This is a genomic window from uncultured Serinicoccus sp., assembly GCF_947487915.1.
In the GTDB taxonomy this organism is placed as follows: domain Bacteria; phylum Actinomycetota; class Actinomycetes; order Actinomycetales; family Dermatophilaceae; genus Ornithinicoccus.
The window spans coordinates 254,706-276,639 of record NZ_CANKYH010000008.1 but is presented as its reverse complement, the minus strand read 5'-3'; the positions used below and the strand labels follow the sequence as shown (position 1 = coordinate 276,639).

29 protein-coding genes and 1 pseudogene are annotated in these 21,934 nt (G+C 70.5%); 9 read left to right on the top strand and 21 right to left on the bottom strand.

The window, feature by feature from the left end:
- The first annotated feature begins 340 nt into the window (after positions 1 to 340).
- Positions 341 to 646: a hypothetical protein gene (locus Q0795_RS12755; RefSeq protein WP_298890172.1), complete on the top strand. Its 306-nt coding sequence runs from the start codon at positions 341 to 343 to the stop codon at positions 644 to 646.
- A 62-nt stretch (positions 647 to 708) separates the two neighbouring features.
- Here Q0795_RS12755 and Q0795_RS12750 read toward each other — a convergent pair whose 3' ends face one another.
- The 3 genes from Q0795_RS12750 to Q0795_RS12740 all read right to left on the bottom strand — a co-directional run bounded on the left by Q0795_RS12750 (position 709) and on the right by Q0795_RS12740 (position 2,180).
- Positions 709 to 1,113 carry a type II toxin-antitoxin system VapC family toxin gene (locus tag Q0795_RS12750; RefSeq protein WP_298890171.1) on the bottom strand — a complete coding sequence of 135 codons (405 nt, stop codon included), beginning with the start codon at positions 1,111 to 1,113 and terminating at the stop codon, positions 709 to 711.
- Positions 1,110 to 1,358: a type II toxin-antitoxin system Phd/YefM family antitoxin gene (locus tag Q0795_RS12745; protein ID WP_298890169.1), complete on the bottom strand. Its 249-nt coding sequence runs from the start codon at positions 1,356 to 1,358 to the stop codon at positions 1,110 to 1,112. Before Q0795_RS12745 ends, Q0795_RS12750 begins: the two co-directional genes overlap by 4 nt.
- Before the next feature lie 81 nt (positions 1,359 to 1,439).
- Positions 1,440 to 2,180 (bottom strand): hypothetical protein, encoded by a 741-nt coding sequence (locus Q0795_RS12740; RefSeq protein ID WP_298890167.1) that lies wholly within the window; start codon positions 2,178 to 2,180, stop codon positions 1,440 to 1,442.
- A gap of 68 nt (positions 2,181 to 2,248) precedes the next feature.
- Between Q0795_RS12740 and Q0795_RS12735 the strand changes: the two genes are divergently transcribed.
- Positions 2,249 to 2,575, top strand: a complete 327-nt coding sequence (locus Q0795_RS12735; RefSeq protein WP_298890165.1) for a hypothetical protein — start codon at positions 2,249 to 2,251, stop codon at positions 2,573 to 2,575.
- A gap of 52 nt (positions 2,576 to 2,627) precedes the next feature.
- Here the strand turns inward: Q0795_RS12735 and Q0795_RS12730 are convergent, their stop codons facing one another.
- The 4 genes from Q0795_RS12730 to Q0795_RS12715 all read right to left on the bottom strand — a co-directional run bounded on the left by Q0795_RS12730 (position 2,628) and on the right by Q0795_RS12715 (position 4,196).
- Positions 2,628 to 2,987, bottom strand: coding sequence for a Fic family protein (locus Q0795_RS12730; RefSeq protein WP_298890163.1), 360 nt, complete (start codon positions 2,985 to 2,987; stop codon positions 2,628 to 2,630).
- Positions 2,988 to 2,990: 3 nt separating this feature from the next.
- Entirely contained in the window at positions 2,991 to 3,194 is a 204-nt protein-coding gene (locus Q0795_RS12725; RefSeq protein WP_075958334.1) for a toxin-antitoxin system HicB family antitoxin, read from the bottom strand.
- A gap of 57 nt (positions 3,195 to 3,251) precedes the next feature.
- Positions 3,252 to 3,485 (bottom strand): hypothetical protein, encoded by a 234-nt coding sequence (locus tag Q0795_RS12720; protein WP_298890158.1) that lies wholly within the window; start codon positions 3,483 to 3,485, stop codon positions 3,252 to 3,254.
- Positions 3,486 to 3,614: 129 nt separating this feature from the next.
- Positions 3,615 to 4,196: a DapH/DapD/GlmU-related protein gene (locus Q0795_RS12715; protein WP_298890156.1), complete on the bottom strand. Its 582-nt coding sequence runs from the start codon at positions 4,194 to 4,196 to the stop codon at positions 3,615 to 3,617.
- A gap of 211 nt (positions 4,197 to 4,407) precedes the next feature.
- On the opposite strand from Q0795_RS12715, the gene Q0795_RS12710 reads away from it, so the two are divergent.
- The 5 genes and pseudogenes from Q0795_RS12710 to Q0795_RS12690 all read left to right on the top strand — a co-directional run bounded on the left by Q0795_RS12710 (position 4,408) and on the right by Q0795_RS12690 (position 7,120).
- Positions 4,408 to 4,644, top strand: a complete 237-nt coding sequence (locus Q0795_RS12710; protein ID WP_298890154.1) for a hypothetical protein — start codon at positions 4,408 to 4,410, stop codon at positions 4,642 to 4,644.
- A gap of 91 nt (positions 4,645 to 4,735) precedes the next feature.
- On the top strand, positions 4,736 to 4,984 hold the full coding sequence (locus tag Q0795_RS12705) for a ribbon-helix-helix protein, CopG family (RefSeq protein WP_298890152.1): 249 nt from the start codon (positions 4,736 to 4,738) through the stop codon (positions 4,982 to 4,984).
- A pseudogene (locus Q0795_RS12700) lies at positions 4,981 to 5,153 on the top strand (toxin). The gene Q0795_RS12705 and the pseudogene Q0795_RS12700 overlap by 4 nt, the downstream one beginning before the upstream one ends.
- 169 nt (positions 5,154 to 5,322) lie before the next feature.
- On the top strand, positions 5,323 to 5,853 hold the full coding sequence (locus Q0795_RS12695; RefSeq protein ID WP_298890150.1) for a hypothetical protein: 531 nt from the start codon (positions 5,323 to 5,325) through the stop codon (positions 5,851 to 5,853).
- 544 nt (positions 5,854 to 6,397) lie between these two features.
- On the top strand, positions 6,398 to 7,120 hold the full coding sequence (locus Q0795_RS12690) for a hypothetical protein (protein ID WP_298890148.1): 723 nt from the start codon (positions 6,398 to 6,400) through the stop codon (positions 7,118 to 7,120).
- Between the two features lie 73 nt (positions 7,121 to 7,193).
- Here the strand turns inward: Q0795_RS12690 and Q0795_RS12685 are convergent, their stop codons facing one another.
- Both Q0795_RS12685 and Q0795_RS12680 read right to left on the bottom strand, forming a co-directional pair.
- On the bottom strand, positions 7,194 to 7,433 hold the full coding sequence (locus Q0795_RS12685) for an iron chaperone (RefSeq protein ID WP_298890146.1): 240 nt from the start codon (positions 7,431 to 7,433) through the stop codon (positions 7,194 to 7,196).
- A 316-nt stretch (positions 7,434 to 7,749) separates the two neighbouring features.
- On the bottom strand, positions 7,750 to 8,304 hold the full coding sequence (locus tag Q0795_RS12680; protein ID WP_298890144.1) for a GNAT family N-acetyltransferase: 555 nt from the start codon (positions 8,302 to 8,304) through the stop codon (positions 7,750 to 7,752).
- Between the two features lie 102 nt (positions 8,305 to 8,406).
- On the opposite strand from Q0795_RS12680, the gene Q0795_RS12675 reads away from it, so the two are divergent.
- Positions 8,407 to 8,817, top strand: coding sequence for a VOC family protein (locus Q0795_RS12675; RefSeq protein WP_298890143.1), 411 nt, complete (start codon positions 8,407 to 8,409; stop codon positions 8,815 to 8,817).
- 96 nt (positions 8,818 to 8,913) lie between these two features.
- Here Q0795_RS12675 and Q0795_RS12670 read toward each other — a convergent pair whose 3' ends face one another.
- The 3 genes from Q0795_RS12670 to Q0795_RS12660 all read right to left on the bottom strand — a co-directional run bounded on the left by Q0795_RS12670 (position 8,914) and on the right by Q0795_RS12660 (position 10,931).
- Complete coding sequence (locus Q0795_RS12670; RefSeq protein WP_298890141.1) at positions 8,914 to 9,327, bottom strand: VOC family protein; 414 nt, start codon at positions 9,325 to 9,327, stop codon at positions 8,914 to 8,916.
- Positions 9,328 to 9,414: 87 nt separating this feature from the next.
- Positions 9,415 to 10,425, bottom strand: coding sequence for a succinylglutamate desuccinylase/aspartoacylase family protein (locus Q0795_RS12665; RefSeq protein ID WP_298890184.1), 1,011 nt, complete (start codon positions 10,423 to 10,425; stop codon positions 9,415 to 9,417).
- A 17-nt stretch (positions 10,426 to 10,442) separates the two neighbouring features.
- Entirely contained in the window at positions 10,443 to 10,931 is a 489-nt protein-coding gene (locus tag Q0795_RS12660; protein ID WP_298750177.1) for a RimK/LysX family protein, read from the bottom strand.
- A gap of 25 nt (positions 10,932 to 10,956) precedes the next feature.
- Here Q0795_RS12660 and rimK point away from each other — a divergent pair, with 25 nt between their 5' ends.
- Positions 10,957 to 12,159, top strand: coding sequence for a 30S ribosomal protein S6--L-glutamate ligase (rimK, locus tag Q0795_RS12655; protein WP_298890139.1), 1,203 nt, complete (start codon positions 10,957 to 10,959; stop codon positions 12,157 to 12,159).
- A gap of 76 nt (positions 12,160 to 12,235) precedes the next feature.
- Here rimK and Q0795_RS12650 read toward each other — a convergent pair whose 3' ends face one another.
- From Q0795_RS12650 to Q0795_RS12610, 9 genes are all read right to left on the bottom strand, one after another.
- The gene (locus tag Q0795_RS12650) at positions 12,236 to 12,910 is read right to left on the bottom strand and encodes an SDR family oxidoreductase (RefSeq protein ID WP_298890137.1); all 675 of its coding nucleotides are present in this window, start codon (positions 12,908 to 12,910) and stop codon (positions 12,236 to 12,238) included.
- Positions 12,911 to 12,980: 70 nt separating this feature from the next.
- The gene (locus tag Q0795_RS12645) at positions 12,981 to 15,269 is read right to left on the bottom strand and encodes an FdhF/YdeP family oxidoreductase (protein ID WP_298890135.1); all 2,289 of its coding nucleotides are present in this window, start codon (positions 15,267 to 15,269) and stop codon (positions 12,981 to 12,983) included.
- Positions 15,270 to 15,302: 33 nt separating this feature from the next.
- Positions 15,303 to 15,455 carry a hypothetical protein gene (locus tag Q0795_RS12640; RefSeq protein ID WP_298890132.1) on the bottom strand — a complete coding sequence of 51 codons (153 nt, stop codon included), beginning with the start codon at positions 15,453 to 15,455 and terminating at the stop codon, positions 15,303 to 15,305.
- Positions 15,452 to 16,813 carry an OFA family MFS transporter gene (locus tag Q0795_RS12635; protein WP_298890130.1) on the bottom strand — a complete coding sequence of 454 codons (1,362 nt, stop codon included), beginning with the start codon at positions 16,811 to 16,813 and terminating at the stop codon, positions 15,452 to 15,454. Before Q0795_RS12635 ends, Q0795_RS12640 begins: the two co-directional genes overlap by 4 nt.
- 109 nt (positions 16,814 to 16,922) lie before the next feature.
- Positions 16,923 to 17,420: an SRPBCC family protein gene (locus tag Q0795_RS12630; protein WP_298890128.1), complete on the bottom strand. Its 498-nt coding sequence runs from the start codon at positions 17,418 to 17,420 to the stop codon at positions 16,923 to 16,925.
- Positions 17,421 to 17,485: 65 nt separating this feature from the next.
- On the bottom strand, positions 17,486 to 18,205 hold the full coding sequence (locus tag Q0795_RS12625; RefSeq protein ID WP_298890126.1) for a sirohydrochlorin chelatase: 720 nt from the start codon (positions 18,203 to 18,205) through the stop codon (positions 17,486 to 17,488).
- A gap of 52 nt (positions 18,206 to 18,257) precedes the next feature.
- A complete protein-coding gene (gene cobA / locus Q0795_RS12620; protein WP_298890125.1) occupies positions 18,258 to 19,580 on the bottom strand; it encodes a uroporphyrinogen-III C-methyltransferase in 1,323 nt (440 codons plus the stop codon).
- Positions 19,577 to 20,344 carry a phosphoadenylyl-sulfate reductase gene (locus Q0795_RS12615; protein WP_298890123.1) on the bottom strand — a complete coding sequence of 256 codons (768 nt, stop codon included), beginning with the start codon at positions 20,342 to 20,344 and terminating at the stop codon, positions 19,577 to 19,579. The genes cobA and Q0795_RS12615 overlap by 4 nt, the downstream gene beginning before the upstream one ends.
- Positions 20,345 to 20,954: 610 nt before the next feature.
- Positions 20,955 to 21,920, bottom strand: a complete 966-nt coding sequence (locus Q0795_RS12610; RefSeq protein WP_298890121.1) for an EamA family transporter — start codon at positions 21,918 to 21,920, stop codon at positions 20,955 to 20,957.
- Positions 21,921 to 21,934 lie beyond the last annotated feature (14 nt).

Here is a 21,934-nt window from a genome sequence, read left to right as displayed (position 1 = left end):
CAGGCTGCCCCGGTCAGGTACGCACAAGCTTGGCGCGGCAGCGATACTGCGCTCCGGTGAACATCCTGTACTGCCGCCAGTCGGACGATATGACTTTGGCGGTGAGGGTTCCCCGGGACCCTCACCTGTCGTCAAGAGCCGCAAGCGCGACACTGTGCAGTCGCGCTCCAAAGGCGGCCCACGCCCCGGTGGGGCGCTTCGCTGCTCGCCAGGCCGTGTCACGTGATCCCAGCAAAGGGCTGGCGTCTGCAACTATCGGGCATGGCGCAGAAACCGCAACCCCCGACCAGTCCGGCGACGGGCTGTCGATCTCCGGCTCGTGGTCGGTGCAGTGGCACTGGTGGACATCGGCTACGTAGCGGGCACAGCCTCTCCCTTCGGCGCCCAGCAGAGCCGGACCGAGAAAGGCCTTGCAATGCGCGCAAACGACGTGAATGGTCTGGCCCTGTTCACCTCAGACGGCGGGAACCAGATCTCCTTCTCCGTCAACGAGATCTGGTGGACCGACGGCTCGACACACGGCACCGGAAATCCGCCATGTCTGCAGACGCCGTTGGAGGAAGCCGGAGTCGATCTCGGTGTCATGTGGGTGGCCGCACCCGACGACGTCTCCTACGAACGGGCCGCTCGGCTGAGGTGCAACTAGCCGCACCACATGTTCACGCTCATGCCGCACTGAGCGTGGCCGCACGCTACTGCCGCGGGTGGTCAGACCACGCGCACGTCTACCAGGTCCTCAAGTCCGCCGAAATCATCCGGGTTGCGGGTGTACAACGCAGCGTCATGTGCGTGGGCGGTGGCTGCGATCAACAGGTCCATCGTGCGGCGGCGGGGTTGACGTCCGGCTTCGACGACCGCGGCCGCCAGGCGGCCGTAGCTGGCCGCGACTACCTCGTCGAGGGGGAGAGCATCGAATCGGCGTTGAAGAATACTCAGTCGCCGCAGGCGTTCGGCGCGCACCTCAGCGGACTTGGCAACCAGGACCCCGAAGTGCAGCTCCGCCAGCGTGACAGTGCTGATGGCCAGGACGCCGGGGATCGGCGTGACGCCCTCGGCAATCACCACGCTCGTGTCGAGTACGCCCCGCTCGTCCCCCGCCGTCTGCTCGGTCACTGCTCTGCCCAGGGGTCGCGAACGGCGTCCTCGACCAGCTCTCGGTCAGCCTTCCAGTCCGCATCGGCAGGGCCGGCGAACAGGTCCGTGACGTCATCCCAGCGCTGCCAACGGGTCTGTCGAGCTGGCACGAGTCTGGCGCTGGGCCGACCAGAGACGGTGATGATGATCTCCTCGCCGCCCTCCACGCGTCGCAGAAGTCCAGAGGCGTCCTGCCTCAGCTCACGAAGTCCCACCGTCTCCATGACGCCATGGTAGCGCTTGTGCTACACACTCGCTCATGCCGCGACGCGCGTGGGGTTCGAGCGTCGCTGTTGGTGGGTTCGTCAGGTGCGGATGTTGAGTGCGGTCGTGTCGATCCAGGCGCTGTCCTGGTCTGCGGGGTGGAAGCCCATGCCCGTGAGCAGTCGTGACTGCGTGGTGTCGACTTTCAGGCGCTCCGCGCCGTGGTTGCCGGCTTCGTAAACACAGACCGTGGCGAGGTCACGAGCTACGGAATCTGGCACATTCCTAGCGAGGTCCAGCACAGCAAGCTCCACGTCACCGTTCGCGAGCCTGCCGACAACGGCCTGGCCAACGACCGAGCCACCGCTCGCGCTGTTCACGTGAGCCTGCAGCCACGCCGTGAGCAACCCGCGCTCACCCAGCGTCCTGGCGATGCTGACGTCCCAGCCGCAGTGGGCCAACCATCCACCGTCGCCATATACCCGGGAGACGTAGTACCGGTGGTCTGGCTCATAGCTCGGACCGCGCAACTCGATGTAGTCGGGCGCACGACGACGCTGGGCACGTCCGACATAGCCGGTATCCAGCTCCTCGGTCAGCCACCATGACACCTCGGTGGCCCATTCCTCGGCCGAGCCGATGGGTTCCCCGGTGCTGCGGCCCACATGGGGCGTCCACGGGATCACGACGCCGAAGACGTGCCGGTTCCCGCGCCAATGGAACAACACCAAGACATCGGGACCCTGCGGACGGACCTCGACAAGGCGGAAACCATCGGCAACATGACGTCCGCGCAACAGGGGCCTGAGCGCAGCAAGGGCTTCCTCCTGCGAGTACGGCACTGCAACAGTCTGCCAGGACGTATCCGGCCAGGCGATACGCTGCCGTGACAGCTGGTAGGGAGGACGCGATGCCACAACGCACAGTGCGGGTTTTCTCGGTCCTTGCCCTCCTGCTGAGCCTCGTCGCCTGTGAGCGTGGCGGGGTTCACGATGTCACCCTGTACACCCATTGCGGCATCCACGAGTTGCAGTTCGAGGACCAATGGTACGAACGTGCGGGTGGCCCTCTTGATGACGGCTCCGGCAATCCCCCACCCGGCTGGGACAACCCAGAGCAGGAGGGCACCGTCACCCGGGTCGACGCATCGACTCTCCTCTTCAGTGACGAACCCGGGCACCGCGAAGAGTTCGTCCTACGCGAAGGGACCACCACCCCCAAGCAGAGTTGCGACTAAGGGGCGTTCGGTCACGAGCACATCCGAATCTGCCGCGAGCCGCGGGCTTGAACTAGTGCCACTGGGCCAGATGGCGGGCTGCCACCTGGTGGTCGGCCTGGCTGCTCGCGACGGCGATGACCAGGTCGTAGGCGTCGTCGTCGGGTGCTCGGAGATCGACGTCGTTGAGGCCGTAGAACACGACCACCGCGAGCCATCCCAGGCGCTTGTTGCCATCGATGAGCGGGTGGTTGACGACGATGGACTCCAGCAGTGCGCCGGCCTTGGCATCGATGTCGGGGTAGGCGTCACGTCCGAAGACGCTGGCGCTGGGGCGGTGGGCCGCGGAGTCCAATAAGCCGAGGTCCTGGACCGGACCGACGCCCAGGTCCGCTGCCAGGGTGAGCAGGTCCTCGGTGGCCAGGTACTCCAAGGGTCAGCGTCCGAGACGCTCGAGCAGGTCGGCGTACCGCTCTCGCCCACGTGCGGACAACTCGCGCACACGCTCCTCGTGCCCACGCCGTGCGGCCGCCTCCCGGATGGCGCGCACCGTCGCCTCTTGCTTGCTCACCCCTTCAGCCTCGGCCAGGGCCGCCAGGGCTCGCTCGTCCTCCGGGGAGAGTCGCAAGGTCATCGCCATCCCGGCATGGTATCACTCTGGTATCCAACGCTCATGCCGCTGCCAGATCCGTCCCTACTAGTCGCTCAGGTACCCGGTGGTGGGGTCGATTTCGGCGAGGAATGACCGGATGCCCTTCTCCAACTCCTCACGCGACTCCCACTGTTGATCGAAACGCCGCGTCGTGAAGCCGTAGCCCGCGCCCGGGCCGCTGACCCAAGCCACGTGCCACGTTCCTGGCTGCTCGGCGTCGGCTTGCGCGCGGAAGGTCTCACCATCGACAGTGAGGACAGCCGGTTCTGGAACGTTCATCCCCGAAGTCTCCCATCCGATTTTGCCGCTGGTCGTTTCTCACGCTGAGGGGGCAGGTAGAGATGCGGGGGAGTGTGCAGGTCGTCGTTGACGGGCGACCGAGTCTCGCGGCAGTCGCGAACTACGGAGTCAAGGTGTGGCTTCGAACCCGGTGTAGCGGATGAGTCTGGCGGGCACGCCGGCTACGACCGCGTTGGCCGGGACATCCTTGGTCACGACTGCACCGGCGCCGACGATCGCGCCGTCGCCGATGGTCACGCCTGGGACGACCGTCACCGCTGCACCGAGCCACACCTTGTCCCCGATCGTGACCGGAGCCGGGCTCATGTCGGCCCGGCGAGCGGGGTCTACCCCGTGGTTGAGGGTGGTCAGGCTGGTGCCGTGGCCGATAAGGGTGCCGTGGCCGATGACGATGCCGCCCGTGTCCTGGAATCGGCAACCGCTGTTGATGAAGATGTCCTTGCCCAACGTCAGGTTCTTTCCGAACTCGCTGTAGAACGGTGGGAACACAACAACCGACTCGTCCACGGTCTTTCCAGTCAGTCGCGTGAGCAGGGCACGCACCTCTTCGGGGGTGCGGTAGCCGGTGTTGATCTCCGCGACTGTCCGCAGCGCCTCCTGGGCAGCGCCGTGCATAAACCGGTGCTCTTCTGAGCCGCCTTCGATCAGCGCGCCTCGGTTCACGTGGTCCAGAAATGCGTGCAGATCCATCCTGGCGATCCTGCCACGCTGGTGCCGTGGACGCTCGCACCGGGCAGCCCGCCTGATCGGTCGCCGACGGGGTGGAAGCAGGCGGGCAGGCGCAGCACCGATGACCCGGTTCTGGTGCGACAGGTCGGATGAGTTGCCTACGGCCCGGGACGGTCGAGCGTAATCCGGTCGAGCACTGGTGATCTCGCGCGCCGGGGAGGAGACTTGTCTTGTGACGATCGACACGTGGTGGCTCAGGCTGTCGTCGGAGACGAGGGCTTGGTTGATGGCGAACAACGGGAGCCCGGTGCCGTCCACGATCGTCGAGCAGATTGAGCTGGTGGGTGGTCCAGCGGGCTCAGCCCCGTGGTGGACGAAGGACGACGACACCGCCGAACTGCTACTGCCCGACAGCGCAGTCGACTGGATCGAGGGATTCGCCAACTGGGAGTCACCACCGAAGCGCTGAAGACTCCGGTCAGCGCGCTCATTTGCCGCCAGGAGCATGTCGTGACTGCAAGCCTCTCCCTGTCGTCGGGTTTTCGTTATACGATTTGGCCATGGCGCGTGCAGATCAGGTGACGGACGAGCAGATCCAGAAGTGGGCTGACGAGGCCGAGGCTGGCTATGACGTCGAGGCGCTGAAGCGCCGCGGACGGGGTCGTCCCGGGCGCGGGGCCGAACCAACCCAGGTGATCGCCGTGCGGCTCACGGCCGAGGAGATCGCAGCGCTCGACGCGTATGCCGCCCGAGAGCACCTGTCTCGCTCCGAGGCCATCCGACGGGCGCTGGCCGGCTACGCCGCGTGAAGGTCCACCGCAGCGCACTCAAGCATGGAGTCCTTCCCGAGGATGCGGTCCAGGCTGCGACACTCAAGCGAGATTGCTGGAGACGGTCGTGCTGGTCTTCCCCAGTGGCGAGGAGATGGTGATTCACGCGATGCCGGCCCGCCGTCAGTTCTGGGACCTTCTGCCCTGACAAGCGCACGACTGTGCCGCCTTCCGCGGGCCAGTGGCTGGCGCACCTTACCGATGTGCGGTTACGTGGAACGCACCGTCCAGAAGCTGGGTCAGACCAGTTGACTTCGGCAACCGCCGCGCTCAGCTCGATGAAACGGGGCACTTTCGTGAGGCATACCAGCGTGGGAATGGTGCTGGCCACCACGGGGGCCGCGCTCCTCCTGGCTTCGTGTGGCGCTCAGGCACTTCCTGGCGACGTCGGAGCCAACGCGTCGACGGGGGCGACGGCGTCAGAGCTGATCGGAGACTGCGCTGCGGATTACCCGACCTACGGCACCGTAGAGAGCGCCCTCGTCGATACTGACGTGGTGATCCATGGAGTTGCGGAGTTGGAGGACGCTCCGAGCACGGCCGCTGGTGCGCCTCCGGGCGCGAGCGAATGGATCCTCGCCATCACTGATCCGCTGGGCGCGCCGCTCGAGGACCAGGTACAAGTCGTGGCAGCGGAGGCCCGTGCCGGAACCGACCCGTGCGGCCCGAGGATTACGCCAGATCAGCAGGCCATCATCTTTCTGGCCAAGGACGGAGACTCGTACTATCCCGTCGTCGTCCTCACCGAAACTGATGAGGGCACGTACCAAGACGCAGACCGACGGATGCCCCCGGTCGACCTCACGACCGTCACGCCACTTCTGAAGCAGCACAACGCTGGCGACTGACACCCGGCCGGCGCCGACTGTTACCAGCGGATACAAGCCGCCCCACAGAGCGTCGGCAAGCAGCCCGAGGCTCCAGGAGGTGGACGCACTCATCTGCACGCAGGAGCGTGGTCGCACGCTGGTGCCGCCGGTGCTGCTCAGGGCGGACGGGCGCTACTGAGGGCTGCGGTTGGTGGTGTTCGCGCGTGTGAAGACAACCGACAGGAGACCCGACCAGTCGCCGGATCTTGTCGACGTGCGCCCGCTGGCTACGCCACAATGGGCAGAGTTCGTCTGGCCCTAGGAGGCCCCGTGTCTACCGTCACCGACCTCGTCACCTGGGCGGGACGGTGCGCGACAGGCTCGGTCTATCCACCTATCCCGCTGCGGTCCGCTCGGGCCGTTGCGGTAGTCGGCTGTATGGACGCTTGGCGGCGAAACTGCCAGCCCGTGACCTTGAACCTGCTGACGAACCACATCACCTACCTCGTGGGCCCCGAGTTCGACCTGCCGGCGGTGCCCGGCGTCGACCTCCGGCCCACCGACGCCTGAGAGGCGGCGGCCCATGTCCAGGCTCAACTTCTACTTCGACCCGGTGTGTCCCTTCGCGTGGATGACCAGCCAGTGGGTGCGCTCCGTCGCCCGTCAGCGTGAGTATGCCGTTGAGTGGCGGTTCATCTCCCTGCGCCTCCTCAACGCTCACGTCGACTACGACGCCCAGTTCCCACCCGGCTACGAGGCCGGCCACACCGCAGGGCTGCGCCTGCTGCGGGTCGCCGCCCGCACCCGCGATGAGCACGGCCCCGACGCCGTGGGTGCGCTGTACGAGGAGCTCGGCCACCGCATCTTCGACGCTCCGCCCCACGACGCGGGCGCGGACGGTGTCGACCCTCCCGGCACGGCCGCGTTCCTGCGTCCGGTCCTGACCGAGGTCGGGCTGCCGGAGTCGTTGTCCGAGGCACTGGAGGACGACACCTGGGACGCCGTCGTGCGCACCGAGACCGACGAGGCCCTGGAGCTGGCCGGCCGGGATGTCGGGACTCCGATCCTGCACTTCGACCCCCCGGAGGGCGTCGCGTTCTTCGGCCCGGTCATCAGCCGCCTCCCCGCCGAGGAGGAGGCCGTGGCGCTGTGGGACCACGTCCTCGGGCTGGCCCGCTTCGCTGGCTTCGCCGAGCTCAAGCGCAGTCTGCGCGAACGACCACAGTTGCGGGCTATGGGAGTCGCGGAGGAGGAGATCGGCGTGACTGAGGACTGGCACGCAGGCAGCAGGCGCACGCACCGGTGATCACGTCGCGGTGTCAGTTTCTGACGCGCACCGCTCGTCAATGACTGGATCTTGGCGTTGACTCGCCGAGCCGTCAGTTCTGCGCCTCCCTGAGCGACGACCTGGCCAGGCGTTCGACGAGGTCGTCCGGGATCGGGTTGCGCGGCGAGAACGTGATGCCAGTCTTTGTCGCCTTGAGTCCGGCGGCCGCAATCTCGGGGGCATGTTCAGCGATGGCGCCCGGAAGAAGATACAGCCCACACTGCTTGCTGAACGCTGCGTAGCTTGCGACGACGGAGCCGCCGACTTGGAACCCTGGCATGCGGTAGGCCACGATCTCCTCCGCCTCCGGCAGGACACGGGACAGTATCACGCGCAGCAAGCAGGCCGACGCTTGCTGGCCTCGCTACCGCGCACAGGGTCCAGATCGACGAGAAGGATCTCACCGCGCAGCACTGGTGAGTCCGTCCGAGGACGTAGCGGCCCACGCCTCTTCATCTCCTGCGGTGGCCCACTCCTGCCAGGCGGCGGCATCGCCCGCCTCCAGTTGGGCGTCGTGCAAGCGCCGGGCGGCTGGAGTTCGTCATCGATAGACGTCCGAGCGGTACTCGATGGCGGGCGCTGCACCGAGGTCGACCCACTCCGCAGGCTCAGAGCACGCGCTCGAAGAGGTGGAACTGGTCCAGGTCGGTCCCCTCGTAGTGCAGTGTGTGGACCCCCAGGTCGGTGAACCCGCACCGTGGATACAGCCCACGAGCGGCGGCGTTCTCGACGTAGGTGTCCAGCCGTACCGTGCGGCATCCCCGGTCCCTGGCCACCTGCAGCGCGCCGTCGACGAGGAAGCGCGCGACACCCTGACCCAGGAAGTCCGGGCACACAGCCAAGGCGTGCACCACGAGCACCTCCCCAGGAGATGCCTCCACAGCCCACGTGGCGTGCAGGTATGCCTCGGGAGCCTCGTGGTTCAGTGCTACCACGCCGGCGATCCGTCCATCTCCCTGATCGAGAGCGAGATACAGCTCTCCGGCCGCAATCCACCCCGCGACCTCGGCTCTGGTCGGGCGGTTCTCGGTATGCCAGTGCGGGAAGTCCACGGTCGCGGCCAGGTGGTCGATGACCTGTCGGTAGGCGGCCTGCGCCGCGTCCACGTCGCCCGGCCCCGCCTGGCGGAACTCCAGGCGCACCGGCTCGTCGCGTTCCTCCACCGGGGCAATCTAGCGAGGACTACCCGACAGCCTCGAGGTCTACCTCGAGCAGTGCCCTCGGACGAGGTGCTGCTTCGGTCCAAGATCGATACGTTCCACCTCATGGCTACCTACCCCCAGCTGCTGCATACCGTCCTCGACACCCCTGAGGTCCGAGAGCTGGCCGAGTTCTACCGCGTCCTTCTGGGCCTGCAGTACCGGCCCGGCGACGAGCCCTCAGCAGATGGGGCCGGGGATGCCGACTGGTTGGTCCTCACCGACGCACAGGGCAACCGCACGCTGGCCTTCCAGCAGGTCGACCGCCTGGAGCGGACGACGTGGCCGAGGCCCGACGTGCCGATGCAGATGCACCTCGACCTCACTGTCCCCGACCGCGAGGCGCTCCAGACTCAGCACCGACGGGCCACCGACCTGGGAGCTGAGCTGCTCTTCGACCGCACGGACGACCCGGACGAGCCGTTGTACGTCTACGCCGACCCAGCCGGGCACCCGTTCTGCATCTTCGTGGCCTGACGGGCACTGGCCCGCACTCCCGCCTCGACCCCATCCCGACCGTGTCGTGGCGGCCGCATCATTCGACCCTGTCGTGGCGGCCGCATCATCCCGCCGTCAGGAGGCGTGGGGGCCGGCGATGTTGACCATCCAGGACACCCCGAACTCATCGACGAGCGTGCCGAAGGTGTCGCCCCACATCTGCGGCTCCAGGGGCATGGTGACCTCGCCACCTTGGGCGAGCCCGTCCCAGTAGCCGCGCAGCTCGGCCTCGTCGTCCCCGCTGAGGCTGAGCGACACGTTGCCGTCGGAGCCGGCGGCGGGCATCCCCGGGGGCGTGTCCGAGGCCATGAGGACGAGGCCGGAGGGGGTGACGAGCTGCGCATGCATGATGCCGTCGGCGCCCTCGCCCTCCATGCCGTACTCCCCGAAGCTGTTCATGGACAGGTCGCCACCGAAGACCCTCTGGTAGCGCTCCATCGCCGCCCTCGTGGTGCCGGCGAAGGAGATGTAGGGGTTGAGCGTGGACATGTCGAGACCTTCCTGGTCGCTGACGGCTCATCCGTCAGGGTGAGGCGCAACCTACTCCGGTGCACCGACAGGCTCGACCCTGTCGCCTCAGGGGGTGTCGGTGTCCCGGGCGTCCTCGTCCAGGCCGGAGCGGTCCGGGGAGTCGATCTCGCCGATGTGGACGAGGGCGTCACCCCGGTTGACCAGCGGCGCCTCGGCCCGGCCGATGACGACGCCGTCGCGGTCGGCCTTGACGATGGCCAACCGCTTGCCGAAGGAGTTGAACAGCTCGCCGAGCTTCTCGCCCTCGCTCACCCGCTGCCCCAGCGCGACGTCCATGTGGACGATGCCGGTGCGGCGCGCCCGGACCCACCCGCTGCGCCAGCAGAGGTCGCTCGGGCTCTCCGCCGGCTCCACCGCCAGCGCCTCGCCGTCGATCATCCCCAGGTGCGCCAGCACCCGCATGACCCCGTCGACGCCGGCCACGATCGCCCACTCGTCGAAGCGCCAGGCCTCGCCACCCTCGTAGAGCAGCACGCGCGCGCCCCGCTCGCGGGCGGCATACCGCAGCGAGCCGTCGCGGAGCTTGGCGTGGTAGGCCACCGGCGCGCCGAACGCCTCGGCGAGCGCCCGCGTCTGCTCGTCCTCGAGGTCGCAGCGGATCTGCGGCAGGTTGGAGCGGCGGTCGGCCCCCGTGTGCAGGTCGATGCCGACGTCGGAGGGGCCGATGACCTCGGTCATCATGAGGTGCGCGATGCGGCCGGCGAGCGACCCGCGAGCCGACCCCGGGAAGCTGCGGTTGAGGTCGCGCCGGTCCGGCAGGTAGCGGTCGCCCGACATCACCCCGAGCACGTTGACGATCGGCACGGCGAGCACGGTGCCGCGGATGGTCTTGGGGTCGAGCCGCGCCAGCACGCGCCGCACCACCTCGATGCCGACCACCTCGTCACCGTGGATCGCGGCGCTCAGCCACAGGGTCGGCCCGTCCTCACGACCGTGCAGCACGTGCACCGGCAGGCTCACCTCGGCCCCGGTGACCAGGCGCGAGATCGGCAGCGACACCTCGCGGCGGCTGCCCGTCCGCACCTTGACGGTGCCGATCGGGAACGACGGGCGCAGCGTGCGTCGGGCCGCGCTCACCGCTTGCCCCAGTTGCGCCGCCGGACGGCACGGTCCGGCCGGCCGCCGGCATAGCTCAGCGCCGGGTCGACGAGGAAGCCCTGCACCAGCGCCTCCCGCCCGACGAGCATCCGGAACCCCATCTCGTCGCGGTCGGTCAGCGTCACCTCCGCACGCACGTCGCGGCCACCGAGGACCAACGGGAGGAGCACGACATACCTCTGCTCCTCGTGCCCGGAGGAGGAGCGGACCGAGCGCGAGTCATGGACCGGAAGCTCGACTGCGACGGAGTCCTCGGCGCTGGCCTGCCACGGGTGGACGCTGAAGCTCACCCAGTCGCGACCGCCGCGGTCGAAGCCGCGCAGGTCGAAGGCGTGGACCGCCGAGGTCTTGGCGCCGGTGTCGATCTTGGCCTTGATCCACGGCACGTCGATCTGCGGGATCTGCACCCACTCCCGCCACCCGACGACGGCGCGATCTGTGGTGAGATGGTTGGACCCTGTCACCTGCTCATCCTCTCAGGACGCCTCGATGAAGCTCGCCATCCTGTCCCGTGCGCTGCGCGCCTACTCCACCCAGCGGCTGCGGACCGCCGCGCTCGAGCGCGGCCACCAGGTCAAGGTGCTCGACACGCTGCGCTTCGGCATCGACCTGTCCGGGGACGAGCCCGACCTGCACTTCCGCGGCCGGCCGCTGTCGACGTATGACGCGGTGCTGCCCCGCGTGGGCGCGTCGGTGACGTACTTCGGGACGGCGGTGGTGCGCCAGTTCGAGCAGATGGACGTCTACACGCCCAACACCGCCAACGGCATCATGAACAGCCGGGACAAGCTGCGGGCCACCCAGATCCTGTCGCGCCACAACATCGGTATGCCGGCCACCGCGTTCGTGCGCAACCGCGCCGAGATCCCGCACGCCATCGAGATGGTCGGCGGGGCGCCCGTGGTCGTCAAGCTGCTCGAGGGCACCCAGGGGATCGGCGTCATCCTCGCCCCGACGATGAAGGTCGCCGAGGCGATCATCGAGACCCTGCACGGCACCAATCAGCAGGTGCTCATCCAGCGTTTCGTCAAGGAGTCCAAGGGCAAGGACGTGCGGGCCCTCGTCGTCGGCGACCGGGTCGTGGCGGCGATGCGGCGCCGCGCGCAGGGCGACGAGTTCCGCTCCAACGTGCACCGCGGCGGGAGCGTGGAGCGCGTCGAGCTCGACCCGGAGTACGAGGAGATCGCCGTCCGAGCCGCCCACATCATGGGCCTGCGCGTCGCGGGCGTCGACATGCTCGAGGGCAACGACGGCCCGCTGGTCATGGAGGTCAACTCCTCCCCCGGCCTGCAGGGCATCGAGGCCGCCACCAAGCTCGACGTCGCCGGCGCCATCGTCGACTACATCGCCGACCAGTCCGGCTTCCCCGACATCGACGTGCGCCAGCGGCTCGCGGTGTCGACGGGGTATGGCGTCGCCGAGATCGCGGTCATGTCCGGCTCCGAGCTGGTCGGGCAGACGATCGAGGCCTCCGGGCTGTGGGAGAAGGACATCCAGGTGCTGACCCTGCATCGCGGCACCCGGGTGGTGCCCAACCCCTCCGGCGCCAAGGTGCTCGAGGACGGCGACCGGCTGCTGTGCTTCGGCAAGCACGAGCACATGCGCTCGCTCATCCCCGCCCGGTCGCGGCGGCCGCGGAGGGTCCGCAAGCTCCCCAAGACGCCGATCCTCGAGGACGTGCCGGCGGTCTGAAAGACGACGAAGGCCAGACTCGGTTTGCCCGGGCCTGGCCTCGCCGTCAGTGGCTCTTCGCCGTGCTGCCTGTCGGTCAGGCCGTGCCGGCGACCGCGTCGAGGGCCTGGCTGATCGGGGTGGACCCGCCCAGGAACTCGATCATCCGACCGGTGAGGTCGTCACGGTCCAGCGCGAGCGCGAGCACCGTGGCGACATCGGCACGGGGGACGTCCCGGCCCTCGGGGGTCTCGACCGCGCCGGTGCCGTCGCCCATGACCTCGATCTGGCCGGTGCCGGCGTCCAGGCTGAGGGCGCCGGGCGCGACGATCGTCCAGTCGAGCTGCGAGCCCCGCAGGTGCTCGTCCGCGGCGGCCTTGGCCTCGGCGTAGGCGAAGAACGGGTTGTCCTCGGGCACGCCGTGGTCGGTCCGGGCACCCAGGTAGCTCACCATGAGGTAGCGCTCCGCGCCGGCCTCCTGAGCGGCGTCCATGGACCGGATGGCCGCGTCCCGGTCCACCGCGTAGGTACGGTCCGGGTCACCACCCCCGGCGCCGGCCGTCCACACGACGGCGTCGTGCCCGCGGAGCAGCTCGGTCAGCTGCTCGCGGCTCATGGTCTCGACGTCTGCGACGACCGGTCGCATGCCGGCGGCGTCGACGTCCGGCCCGTGGTCCGGGTTACGGACCACCGCGTCGACGTCGTGCCCGGCCAGCAGGGGTCCCAGCTGCAGGGCGATCTTGCCGTGTCCTCCGATGATGGCGATACGCATACCCGGACCAACACCGCGCCGACCGCCGCTGTTCCTCCGCAGCCGCGTGCAGGGAGAGGGTCGGTATGCCTCAGGCGCGGGCGCGCAGCTCGACCACCACGGACTTGCTGGCCGGGGTGCCGCTGCGCCTGGAACGCTGCCCCAGCGGCACGAGCACGTTGGTCTCCGGGTAGTAGGCGGCTGCACATCCACGGGCGGTGTCGTAGGACACGATCCGGAACTCCTCGGCGACCCGCTCGCCGTCCTCCCAGTGGCTCACGAGGTCGACCTCCTGGCCGTCGCGCAGGCCCCGCTCCTCGAGGTCGTCGGGGTTGACGAAGACGACCCGTCTGCCGTTCTCGATGCCGCGGTAGCGGTCATTGAGTCCGTAGATCGTGGTGTTGAACTGGTCGTGGCTGCGCAGCGTCTGCAGCAGCAGCCGGCCTTCCGGGACCTCGGGGTAGGTGAGGACGTTGGTGGTGAACTGCGCCTTGCCGATCGTGGTGTCGCCCCACTCCCGCGTCCTGGCGGCGTGCGGCAGCACGAAGCCTCCCGGGTCGTTGATCTTCTCCTCGTAGTCCTCGAAGCCGGGGATCACGCGGGAGACCGCGTCGCGGATGCTGCTGTAGTCGTCCTCGAAGGCCTGCCAGTCGGCCACCGCGGCGACCCGCTCGATCGAGCGCGCCAGGCGGCAGACGACGGCGACCTCGCTCAGCAGGTGCGGGGAGGCCGGCGGCAGCGGACCGTGGCTGGCGTGCACGGCGGACATCGAGTCCTCGACCGTGATCCGCTGCGGACCGCTGGCCTGCTGGTCCCGCTCGGAGCGCACCAGGACCGGCAGGATGAGGGCGGTCTCCCCGGTGACGACGTGCGACCGGTTGAGCTTGGTCGAGATCTGCACCGTCATCGCGCAGGAGCGCAGCGCCTCCTCGGTCACATCCGTGTCCGGCGCGGCCCTGACGAAGTTGCCGCCCATGCCCATGAAGAACCTCGCGTGCCCGTCCCGCAGCGCCTCGACGGCGGACGCGGTGTCGTAGCCGTGCTCCCGCGGGCTGGCGAACGAGAACTCCGCGTCGAGCCGGTCGTGGAAGTCGGCGGGCATCTGCTCCCAGATCCCCATCGTCCGGTCGCCCTGCACGTTGCTGTGGCCGCGCACGGGGCACAGACCCGCACCGTCCCGACCGATGTTGCCCTGCAGCAGGATCACGTTGACGATCTCGGTGAGCATGGCCACCGAGTGCTCGTGCTGGGTCAGCCCCATCGCCCAGCAGACGATCGTCCGCCGGCTGCGCACGAGGCGGTCGGCGAGGTCCTCGATCTGCTGCCGTTCCAGGCCGGTCGCGGTGAGCACCTCGTCCCAGTCGAGGTCGGCGAGGTGCTCGCGGTATGCCTCGAGGCCGTGAGTGTGCTCGGCGAGGAAGTCGTGGTCCAGCACCGCACCCGGGTCGGCGGCCTCCCGCTCCAGCAGCAGCGCGCCGAGGGCCTGGAAGAGCGCCATGTCGCCGCCGAGGCGGATCTGCAGGAAGTCGTCGGCGAGGTCGGTGCCCGGGCCGACGGCCCTGATCGGGTTCTGCGGGTTCTTGAACCGCTGCAGCCCAGCCTCGGGCAGCGGGTTCACGGCCACGATGGCCGCGCCGTTCTCCTTCGCCCGCTCGAGCGCGCTGAGCATGCGGGGGTGGTTGGTGCCCGGGTTCTGCCCGGCGATGATGATGAGCTCGGACTGGTGCAGGTCCTCGAGCAGGACGGTGCCCTTGCCCAGCCCGATGGTGTCCCCGAGCGCCGCGCCGGAGGCCTCGTGGCACATGTTGGAGCAGTCCGGCAGGTTGTTGGTGCCGTAGGCGCGCACCATGAGCTGGTAGACGAAGGCCGCCTCGTTGGACGTGCGTCCGGAGGTGTAGAAGATGGCCTCATCCGGGTCGGCGAGCGAGGTCAGCTGCTCGGCGACCATCCGGAACGCGTCGTCCCAGCTGATCGGCTCGTACCGGGTGCTGCCCGCCAGCTTGACGACCGGGTGGACCAGCCGCCCCTGCTGACCCAGCCACCAGTCGCTGCGGGTGGCGAGGTCGGCCAGGTCGTGCTCCTCGAAGAAGTCGGGCCCGAGGGTGCGCAGGGTCGCCTCCTCGGCCACCGCCTTCGCGCCGTTCTCGCAGAACTCGGCGGGCGAGCGGTGGTCCGGGTCGGGCCAGGCGCAGCCGGAGCAGTCGAAGCCGTGCTTCTGGTTGAGCCGGGTCAGCGTGCGCAGCGTCCGCACCGTGCCCATCTGCTCCTGGGAGATCTTCAGCGCGTGGTAGACCCCGGGGATCCCGGCGGCCCAGTCCTTGCGCCGCCCGACCTCCAGGTCGTCGTCGGTGAAGTCCTGCTTGGGTGCGTCGGTGGCCACGGGGATCCTCCTGGTATGTCGTGGGGCGGCGGGTCAGCCGAAGAGCTGGGTGACCCGGGCGACGGTCTCGCCGATGCCGTAGAGCAGGCCCGCGCTGACGATCACCCACAGGACGACGGCCGCGGTGCGCCCTGCCGCGTCTGCGCCCTCGGGGCGCTCGGCGGTGCTGGACGGGGAGTCGCTCATGCGGGCGCTCCTTCGCTCTCGAGCTGGTCGGGGTCCGGTTCGGGCTCGTGGTGGCGCTCGTCGACCGGCTTGACGAGCAGGTTCGCGATGAACCCGACGACGAGCACGCCGACCATGATGTAGAGGGACAGCAGGTAGAGGTCTGCGCCCTCCTCGCCGCGCGCGGTCTGCAGGTCCTGGATGCCGGAGACGATGAGCGGTCCGGCGATGCCGGCCGCCGACCAGGCGGTGAGCAGCCGACCGTGGATGGCCCCCACCTGCAGCCCGCCGAAGAGGTCCTTGAGATAGGCCGGGATGGTGGCGAAGCCGCCGCCGTAGAAGCTGAGGATGACCACGCTCATGAGCACGAAGAGCAGCAGCGAGGACCGGCCGAAGGTCGCGACCCCGAGGTAGAGCAACGCCCCCACGCCCAGGTAGAGCATGTAGGTCGGCTTGCGGCCGATGACGTCGGAGGTCGAGGACCACACGAGCCGGCCGGCCATGTTGGCCAGGCTGAGGAGGCTCACGAAGCCCGCGGCCGCGGCCGCGCCGACGCCGGGGAAGAAGTTCTGCACGATGGGTGAGGCCTGCGCGAGGATGCCGATGCCGGCCGTGACGTTGCAGAAGAGCACCGTCCACAGCAGCCAGAACTGCGGGGTGCCCAGCGCGGTGCGGGCGCTCACGTCCGCGGTCGTGCGCATCGACGACTCGTCCGACTCCTGCGGCGGGGTCCAGCCCTCCGGCGTCCAGTCGTCCGCGGGGACCCGGATGACGTACGCACCCAGGCCCATGAGCACGGCATACACCACGGCGAGGGTGAGGAAGGTCGGGACCAGGCCGGCCACCACGTCCTCGCCGCCGTAGAGACCGAGGAGCCGGTTGCTCAGCGGGGAGGCGATGAGCGCGCCGCCGCCGAAGCCCATGATCGCCAGGCCCGTGGCGAGACCGGGTCGGTCGGGGAACCACTTGATGAGGGTGGAGACCGGGGAGATGTAGCCCAGCCCGAGGCCGATGCCGCCGAGCACGCCGTAGCCGAGGTAGACGATCCACAGCTGACCGACCGAGACGCCGAGCGCCGAGACGAGGAAGCCCGCAACCCACAGCGCGGCAGAGACGGCCATCGTCTTGCGCGGCCCGTTGCGCTCCACCCAGGTGCCCAGCACCGCGGCGGACAGACCGAGCATGACGATGGAGATCGAGAAGATGATCGACACGGCCGTGGCCGAGGCGCCGAAGCGCTCCTCGAGGGGGATGTTGAAGACGCTGAACGCGTAGACCTGCCCGATGGACAGGTGCACGGCCAGCGCCGCGGGCGGCACGAACCACCGGTTGAACCCGGGTCCGGCGACGGTGCGCTCGCGGTCGAGGGTGGACAGCATGGAGCGCTCCTCGGAGACGGGAGTGACGAGTGGGGACTGACCCAACCTCTCACGCCCCACCCTGGAAGGCATCTGGGAGCCGGACCCCCCGACCCCTCTGGCGTGCTCGTCAGGCGTGGGGGCCGCGCACCCGGGGCGGGGCATCCGCGCGGCCGAGGCCCGCGTGGGCCGAGCGCATCATCGCGGCGTGGTTGGCGCGCAGCACCCACCGGGCGGGCGGCAGCGCGGCCAGGTGGCGCAGGCCGGGCTTGGCCAGCAGCACCCGCTGCTCCCAGACGACGCGGCAGCCGCCGGGGGCCGGAGTGACCTGCACCTCGACATACCCGTGCAGGTCGCCCTCGATGCCGACCCGCAGCCGCCCGGCCTCCCGGTCCTCCTGCTCACGACTCAGGACCAGGTCGAGGGGGACGGGCAGCACGGAGCGCGCCCGGACCCGCGCCCGGTCCGGGCTCATCTGCTCGACGGAGCGCACCTGCCGCCACCACGTCGGGTATGCCCCCAGGTCGACGAGCCGCTCCAGCGCCACCGCGGGCTCGACCGGCAGGGTCCAGTCCTCGCGGAAGGTGAACCAGCCGCCCCGGTCCGGGGCCTGCGGTGGCGTAGGCATACCCGTCATCCTCGGGCACGTCGCCGGGGTCTTCTACCCAGGAGCTGTACCGGTGTCGTGATGACTCACGGCAGAGGAACACCTTCTGCGTGCGAGTGGTCCGAGGACTCGGCCACGGCCTCGCGGTAGCGGCGGACGACCAGGTCGCGGAGGAGGTCGTGGGTGCCGAGCGGCTCGGTGGCGACCGCACCCCCCGCCTCGGCGACCCGCTGGGCCTTCGTCGCGAAGTACCCGGGCGAGAGCAGGTGGGTGGCCAGCACGACGCGGGTATGCCCGGCGATCCGCAGCGCGGTGAGCGCGCACGCCGCCCGCGGGCCGGGGCCGCTGAGGAAGGCCGTGGCGGTCTCCGCTCCCAGCCGGGAGCCGACCAGCTCGGCGACCCGCGCCACCTCGGCGCGGGCGGCGTCGACGCTGGAGCCGGCCCCCACCACGAGGACCGCGTCGGCCTCCGCGTCGACCGCGCGGACCCGGTCGGCCAGGGCGTCGACGACCTCGTCGGCGGCACCGAGGGCCGGGGTGAGCGTGGATCCCGGCAGCGCCGCGAGCGCCGAGGGCACGTCGTGCCTCACGTGGTACCCCGAGGCGAGGAAGAACGGCACCACCACCGGGTCGGCGACGTCGGCCAGCACCTCGTCCAGGGTCGGTCCGCAGACGTCGACGTAGCCGACGAGGGCGGGGACCGGCATACCGAGTGCAGCGGCGGCACGGTCCGCGCACCCACGGACGACCGCCTGGCCCTCCGGGCTGGCGGTGCCGTGCGCGGCGACGACGAGGGGCCGGTTCATGCGACGACGAGGGTGAGCGGTCGAGGCAGGCGGGCGGAAGCCGACGCCGGGCTCATGCGACGGCGTGGGCGGCGAGGCGGGCCAGCCGGGCTGCCGTGTGCGCGTCGAGGGGACCGACGACCGGCTCGTCGCGGGGTCCGGCGCCGGGCCCGGCTGCTCCCTCGACCTGCTCCGCCCACCCGTGGGCCAGGGTGACGACGTCACCCACGACGACGACGGCGGGCGAGGTGACGCCGACCTGCTCGGCCCGGTCGGCGATGTCGGCGAGGGCGCCGAGGGTGACCCGTTGCTCGGCGGTCCAGCCACGCTCGACGATGCCAACCGGGCAGTCCCCCGGCCGCCCCGCCTCGACCAGACGCGCGGCGGTCTCCCGCAGCCCGGCGACGCCCATGAGCACGACCAGGGTGTGGTCGGTGCCGGTGGGCAGCCCGGGCAGCTCCTCGTGCCCGGTCACCACGGTGAAGCCACGGGCCACCCCCCGGTGGGTAACGGGGATGCCCGCGGCGGCGGGCACCGACACGGCGCTGGTGATCCCGGGGACGACCTCGACCGGCACCCCCGCCTCCGCACAGGCAGCCCGCTCCTCACCGCCGCGACCGAGGACGTAGGGGTCACCCCCCTTGAGCCGCACGACGCCATACCCGCGCAGCGCCTCCTGGACGAGGATGCGGTTGATCTCCTGCTGCGGCACCGGGTGGTGCTGCGGCTGCTTGCCGACGTCGACCACGCGCACGGTCTCGGGCAGCCGCGCGAGCACGGCCTGCGGCACCAGTCGGTCGGCGACGACGACGTCGGCCGCCGCCAGCAGGGTGGTGGCGCGGCGGGTGAGGAGCTGCTCGTCGCCGGGCCCGGCGCCCACCAGCGCCACCCAGCCGCCGTGCGGGCGCCGGGCGCGCAGGTCGACGACGCCGCTGGTCAGGTGGTCGGCGAGGTCGGTGCGGATGCTCGCGGCGCGGCGGGGGTCGCCCCCGGCGTGCACCGCCACCCGGACCTCTCCGGCCGGGGTCGGCACGGCGGCACGGGCCGGGACCTGCGCGCTCCCGGCGGCCGCGTCCCCGGCGCTGATGCAGAAGGTATGCCGTGCCTCGGCGTCCGCGGCGACCTGTCGGTCGGTCGCGGGGTCGCCGGTCGCGGTGTGCACGAGGAAGGCTCCGTCGAGGTCGGGGGCACCGGCATACCGGCGCGGGGTCCACGACAGGGTCGTGCCGTCGGACAGCAGCGCGGCCAGCGCGGGGCACAGCTGCGGCGCGACGACCTCGACGACGGCGCCCTCGGCGAGCAGGTCCGCGACCCGGCGGGCGGTGACGGGCCCGCCGCCCACGGCGACGACCCGCCGCCCCGACAGGGACAGCCCCAGCAGGAACGGTCCGCTCATGACGCCTCCCTCTCGCGCTCGTCGGCTGCCGGACCGCCGTGCAGGCCGCACTCGGTCTTGGTGAAGCCCGACCAGCGGCCCGCCCTGGGGTCCTCGCCCGGGGCAACCCTGCGGGTGCACGGGCCGCACCCGATCGAAGGGTAGCCCTGGTCCAGCAGCGGGTTGACCGGCAGGTCGTGGAGCTCGGCGTAGAGCGCGACCTCCTCGTCGCTCCAGGCCGCGAGCGGGTTGAGCTTGACGACCCCGAACGACTCGTCGAAGGCCACCAGCGGTGTGCCCGCCCGGGTCGGGCCCTCGGCCCGGCGCACGCCGGTGACCCACGCGTCGTACCCGGCCAGCGCCCGGCGCAGCGGCTCGACCTTGCGCCGGGCGCAGCAGGCGCCGGGGTCACGGTCGTGCAGCCGGGGTCCGAGCTCGGCGTCCTGCTCGGCCACGGTGCGCTGCGGCCGCACGTCGACGACGGAGACGTCGAGCTCCTGGGCGACCCGGTCGCGGGTGCGCAGGGTCTGCTCGAAGTGGTAGCCGGTGTCGAGGAAGAGCACGTCGACGCCCGGCCGGTGCCGGGAGGCGAGATGCGGCAGCACCGCCTCGGCCATGCTCGAGGTCACCGCGAGCCGGGCGCCGAAGGTCCGCGCGGCCCAGGCCAGCACGGTGTCGGCGTCGGCTCCGGTCAGCTCCTCCGCCGCGTCGGCGGCGAGGGCTCGCAGGCGTGCGCGCTGGTCGCGTTCGGTGGGGGACGCCAGGTGCAGGGTGGTCGTGCTCATGGTCACCTCGGGGTATGTCGCTGGGCTGGGTCGCGCGTCGAGGCGCAGACGGAGCCGTGGTCGGCCCCGGCGCTGCGGTGGGTCCGCGGCGACCCGGTGGGGACGGACGGGGTTCAGCGACAGCGGCGCATCAGCATGCTGCTGACGCGCAGGAGGTCCACTTCGTGGCAGGTCGTGAGGTGCCAACCCCGAGAGAGCATGCACCCATCATGCCCAGTTATCCGTAGGATCACAAGCCGTTGGGTACCCACCGCCACCGGCCGTCCCGCACCGGACGCGCACCGGACGCGCGGCAGGCCCGCACTGGACGCGCGGCAGGCCCGCACTGGACGCGCAACAGCGCTGCGCCGGATGCCCTGAGCGAGGTGGCTGCGCACGACCAAGAGCCTGAGCAGAGAAACATGCCCGACTCGCGAGTTATATCGCCCGCCTCGGGAGCCTTTCTCTGCTCAGGCGCGGCAGGCCCTGGCTGGGCAAAGAAGAAGTCCCGACTCAGGGGTTGCAGCACCTGCGTCGGGAGCCTTTCTCTGCTCAGGCTCGGCAGGAGGGGCCGGCGGTGTGTGCGGAGGGGCCGGCCGGGCCCCAGCAGCGAGAAGCCCCGCGCGCGGCGTCAGGGCCGTGGCGCCCCGGCAGCCGTGACCGGCACCTCGTCGCCGTCGAGCCCCACCGGGTCGAGCCCCACCGGCGCGAGGCCGGCGGCGGCAGGCCGCCCTCGCCGGGCTGCCCAGAGCACCCCGCCCACGACGAGCGCCCCACCGCTGAGCTCGAGCACCGTCGGGCGCTCGCCGAGCGCCCACCACGCCGCCGAGATGCCGACCACCGGCACCAGCATCGAGAAGGGCGCGACGACGCCGGCCGGGTGGCGGGCCAGGAGCCACACCCAGATCCCCGAGCCGACGACCGTGCCGAGCACGACGGTGTAGGCCAGCCCCAGCCAGGCCGGCAGCGCCGCGGTGGTGCCGGAGGTCGCGAGCGCGGCCCCGATCTCTCCCGGCCCCTCGACCAGCAGCGACACCGCCAGCATCGGCAGCGGCGGCACGACCGACATCCACAGCGTGAGGTGCAGCGGGTTGGGCGGGGCGGCGAGCCGGCTGGACAGGTTGCCGATCGCCCACCCGAACGCGCCGAGCACGACGAGCAGGAAGGGCAGGAGCTGCCCGGCGCTCCCGTCGGCCCGGCTCGCCCCGACGACGACCAGGCCCAGCACCGCGACGCCCACCCCGACGGCCCTCCGCGGGGTGAGCCGCTCCCCCAGCAGCAGCACGCCCAGCAAGACGGTGAACGGCGCCGACGCCTGCAGCACGAGCGAGGCCAGCCCGGCGGGGAAACCAGCGGCCATCCCGAGGTAGAGCCCGACGAACTGCAGCGTCCCGAACCCCAGCCCGTAGCCCACCAGCCACCGCACCGGCACCTGCGGCCGGGGCACCAGCAGCAGGGTCGGCACGGCCAGCACCGCGAAGCGCAGCGCGACGAGAAACAGCGGCGGGAAGTGCTCGAGCGACGCGTGGATGGCCAGGAAGTTCAGGCCCCACAGCGCCGCGACCAGGACGGCGAGGAGGGTGTGGCGCAACGGCATACCTGGAGTCTGCG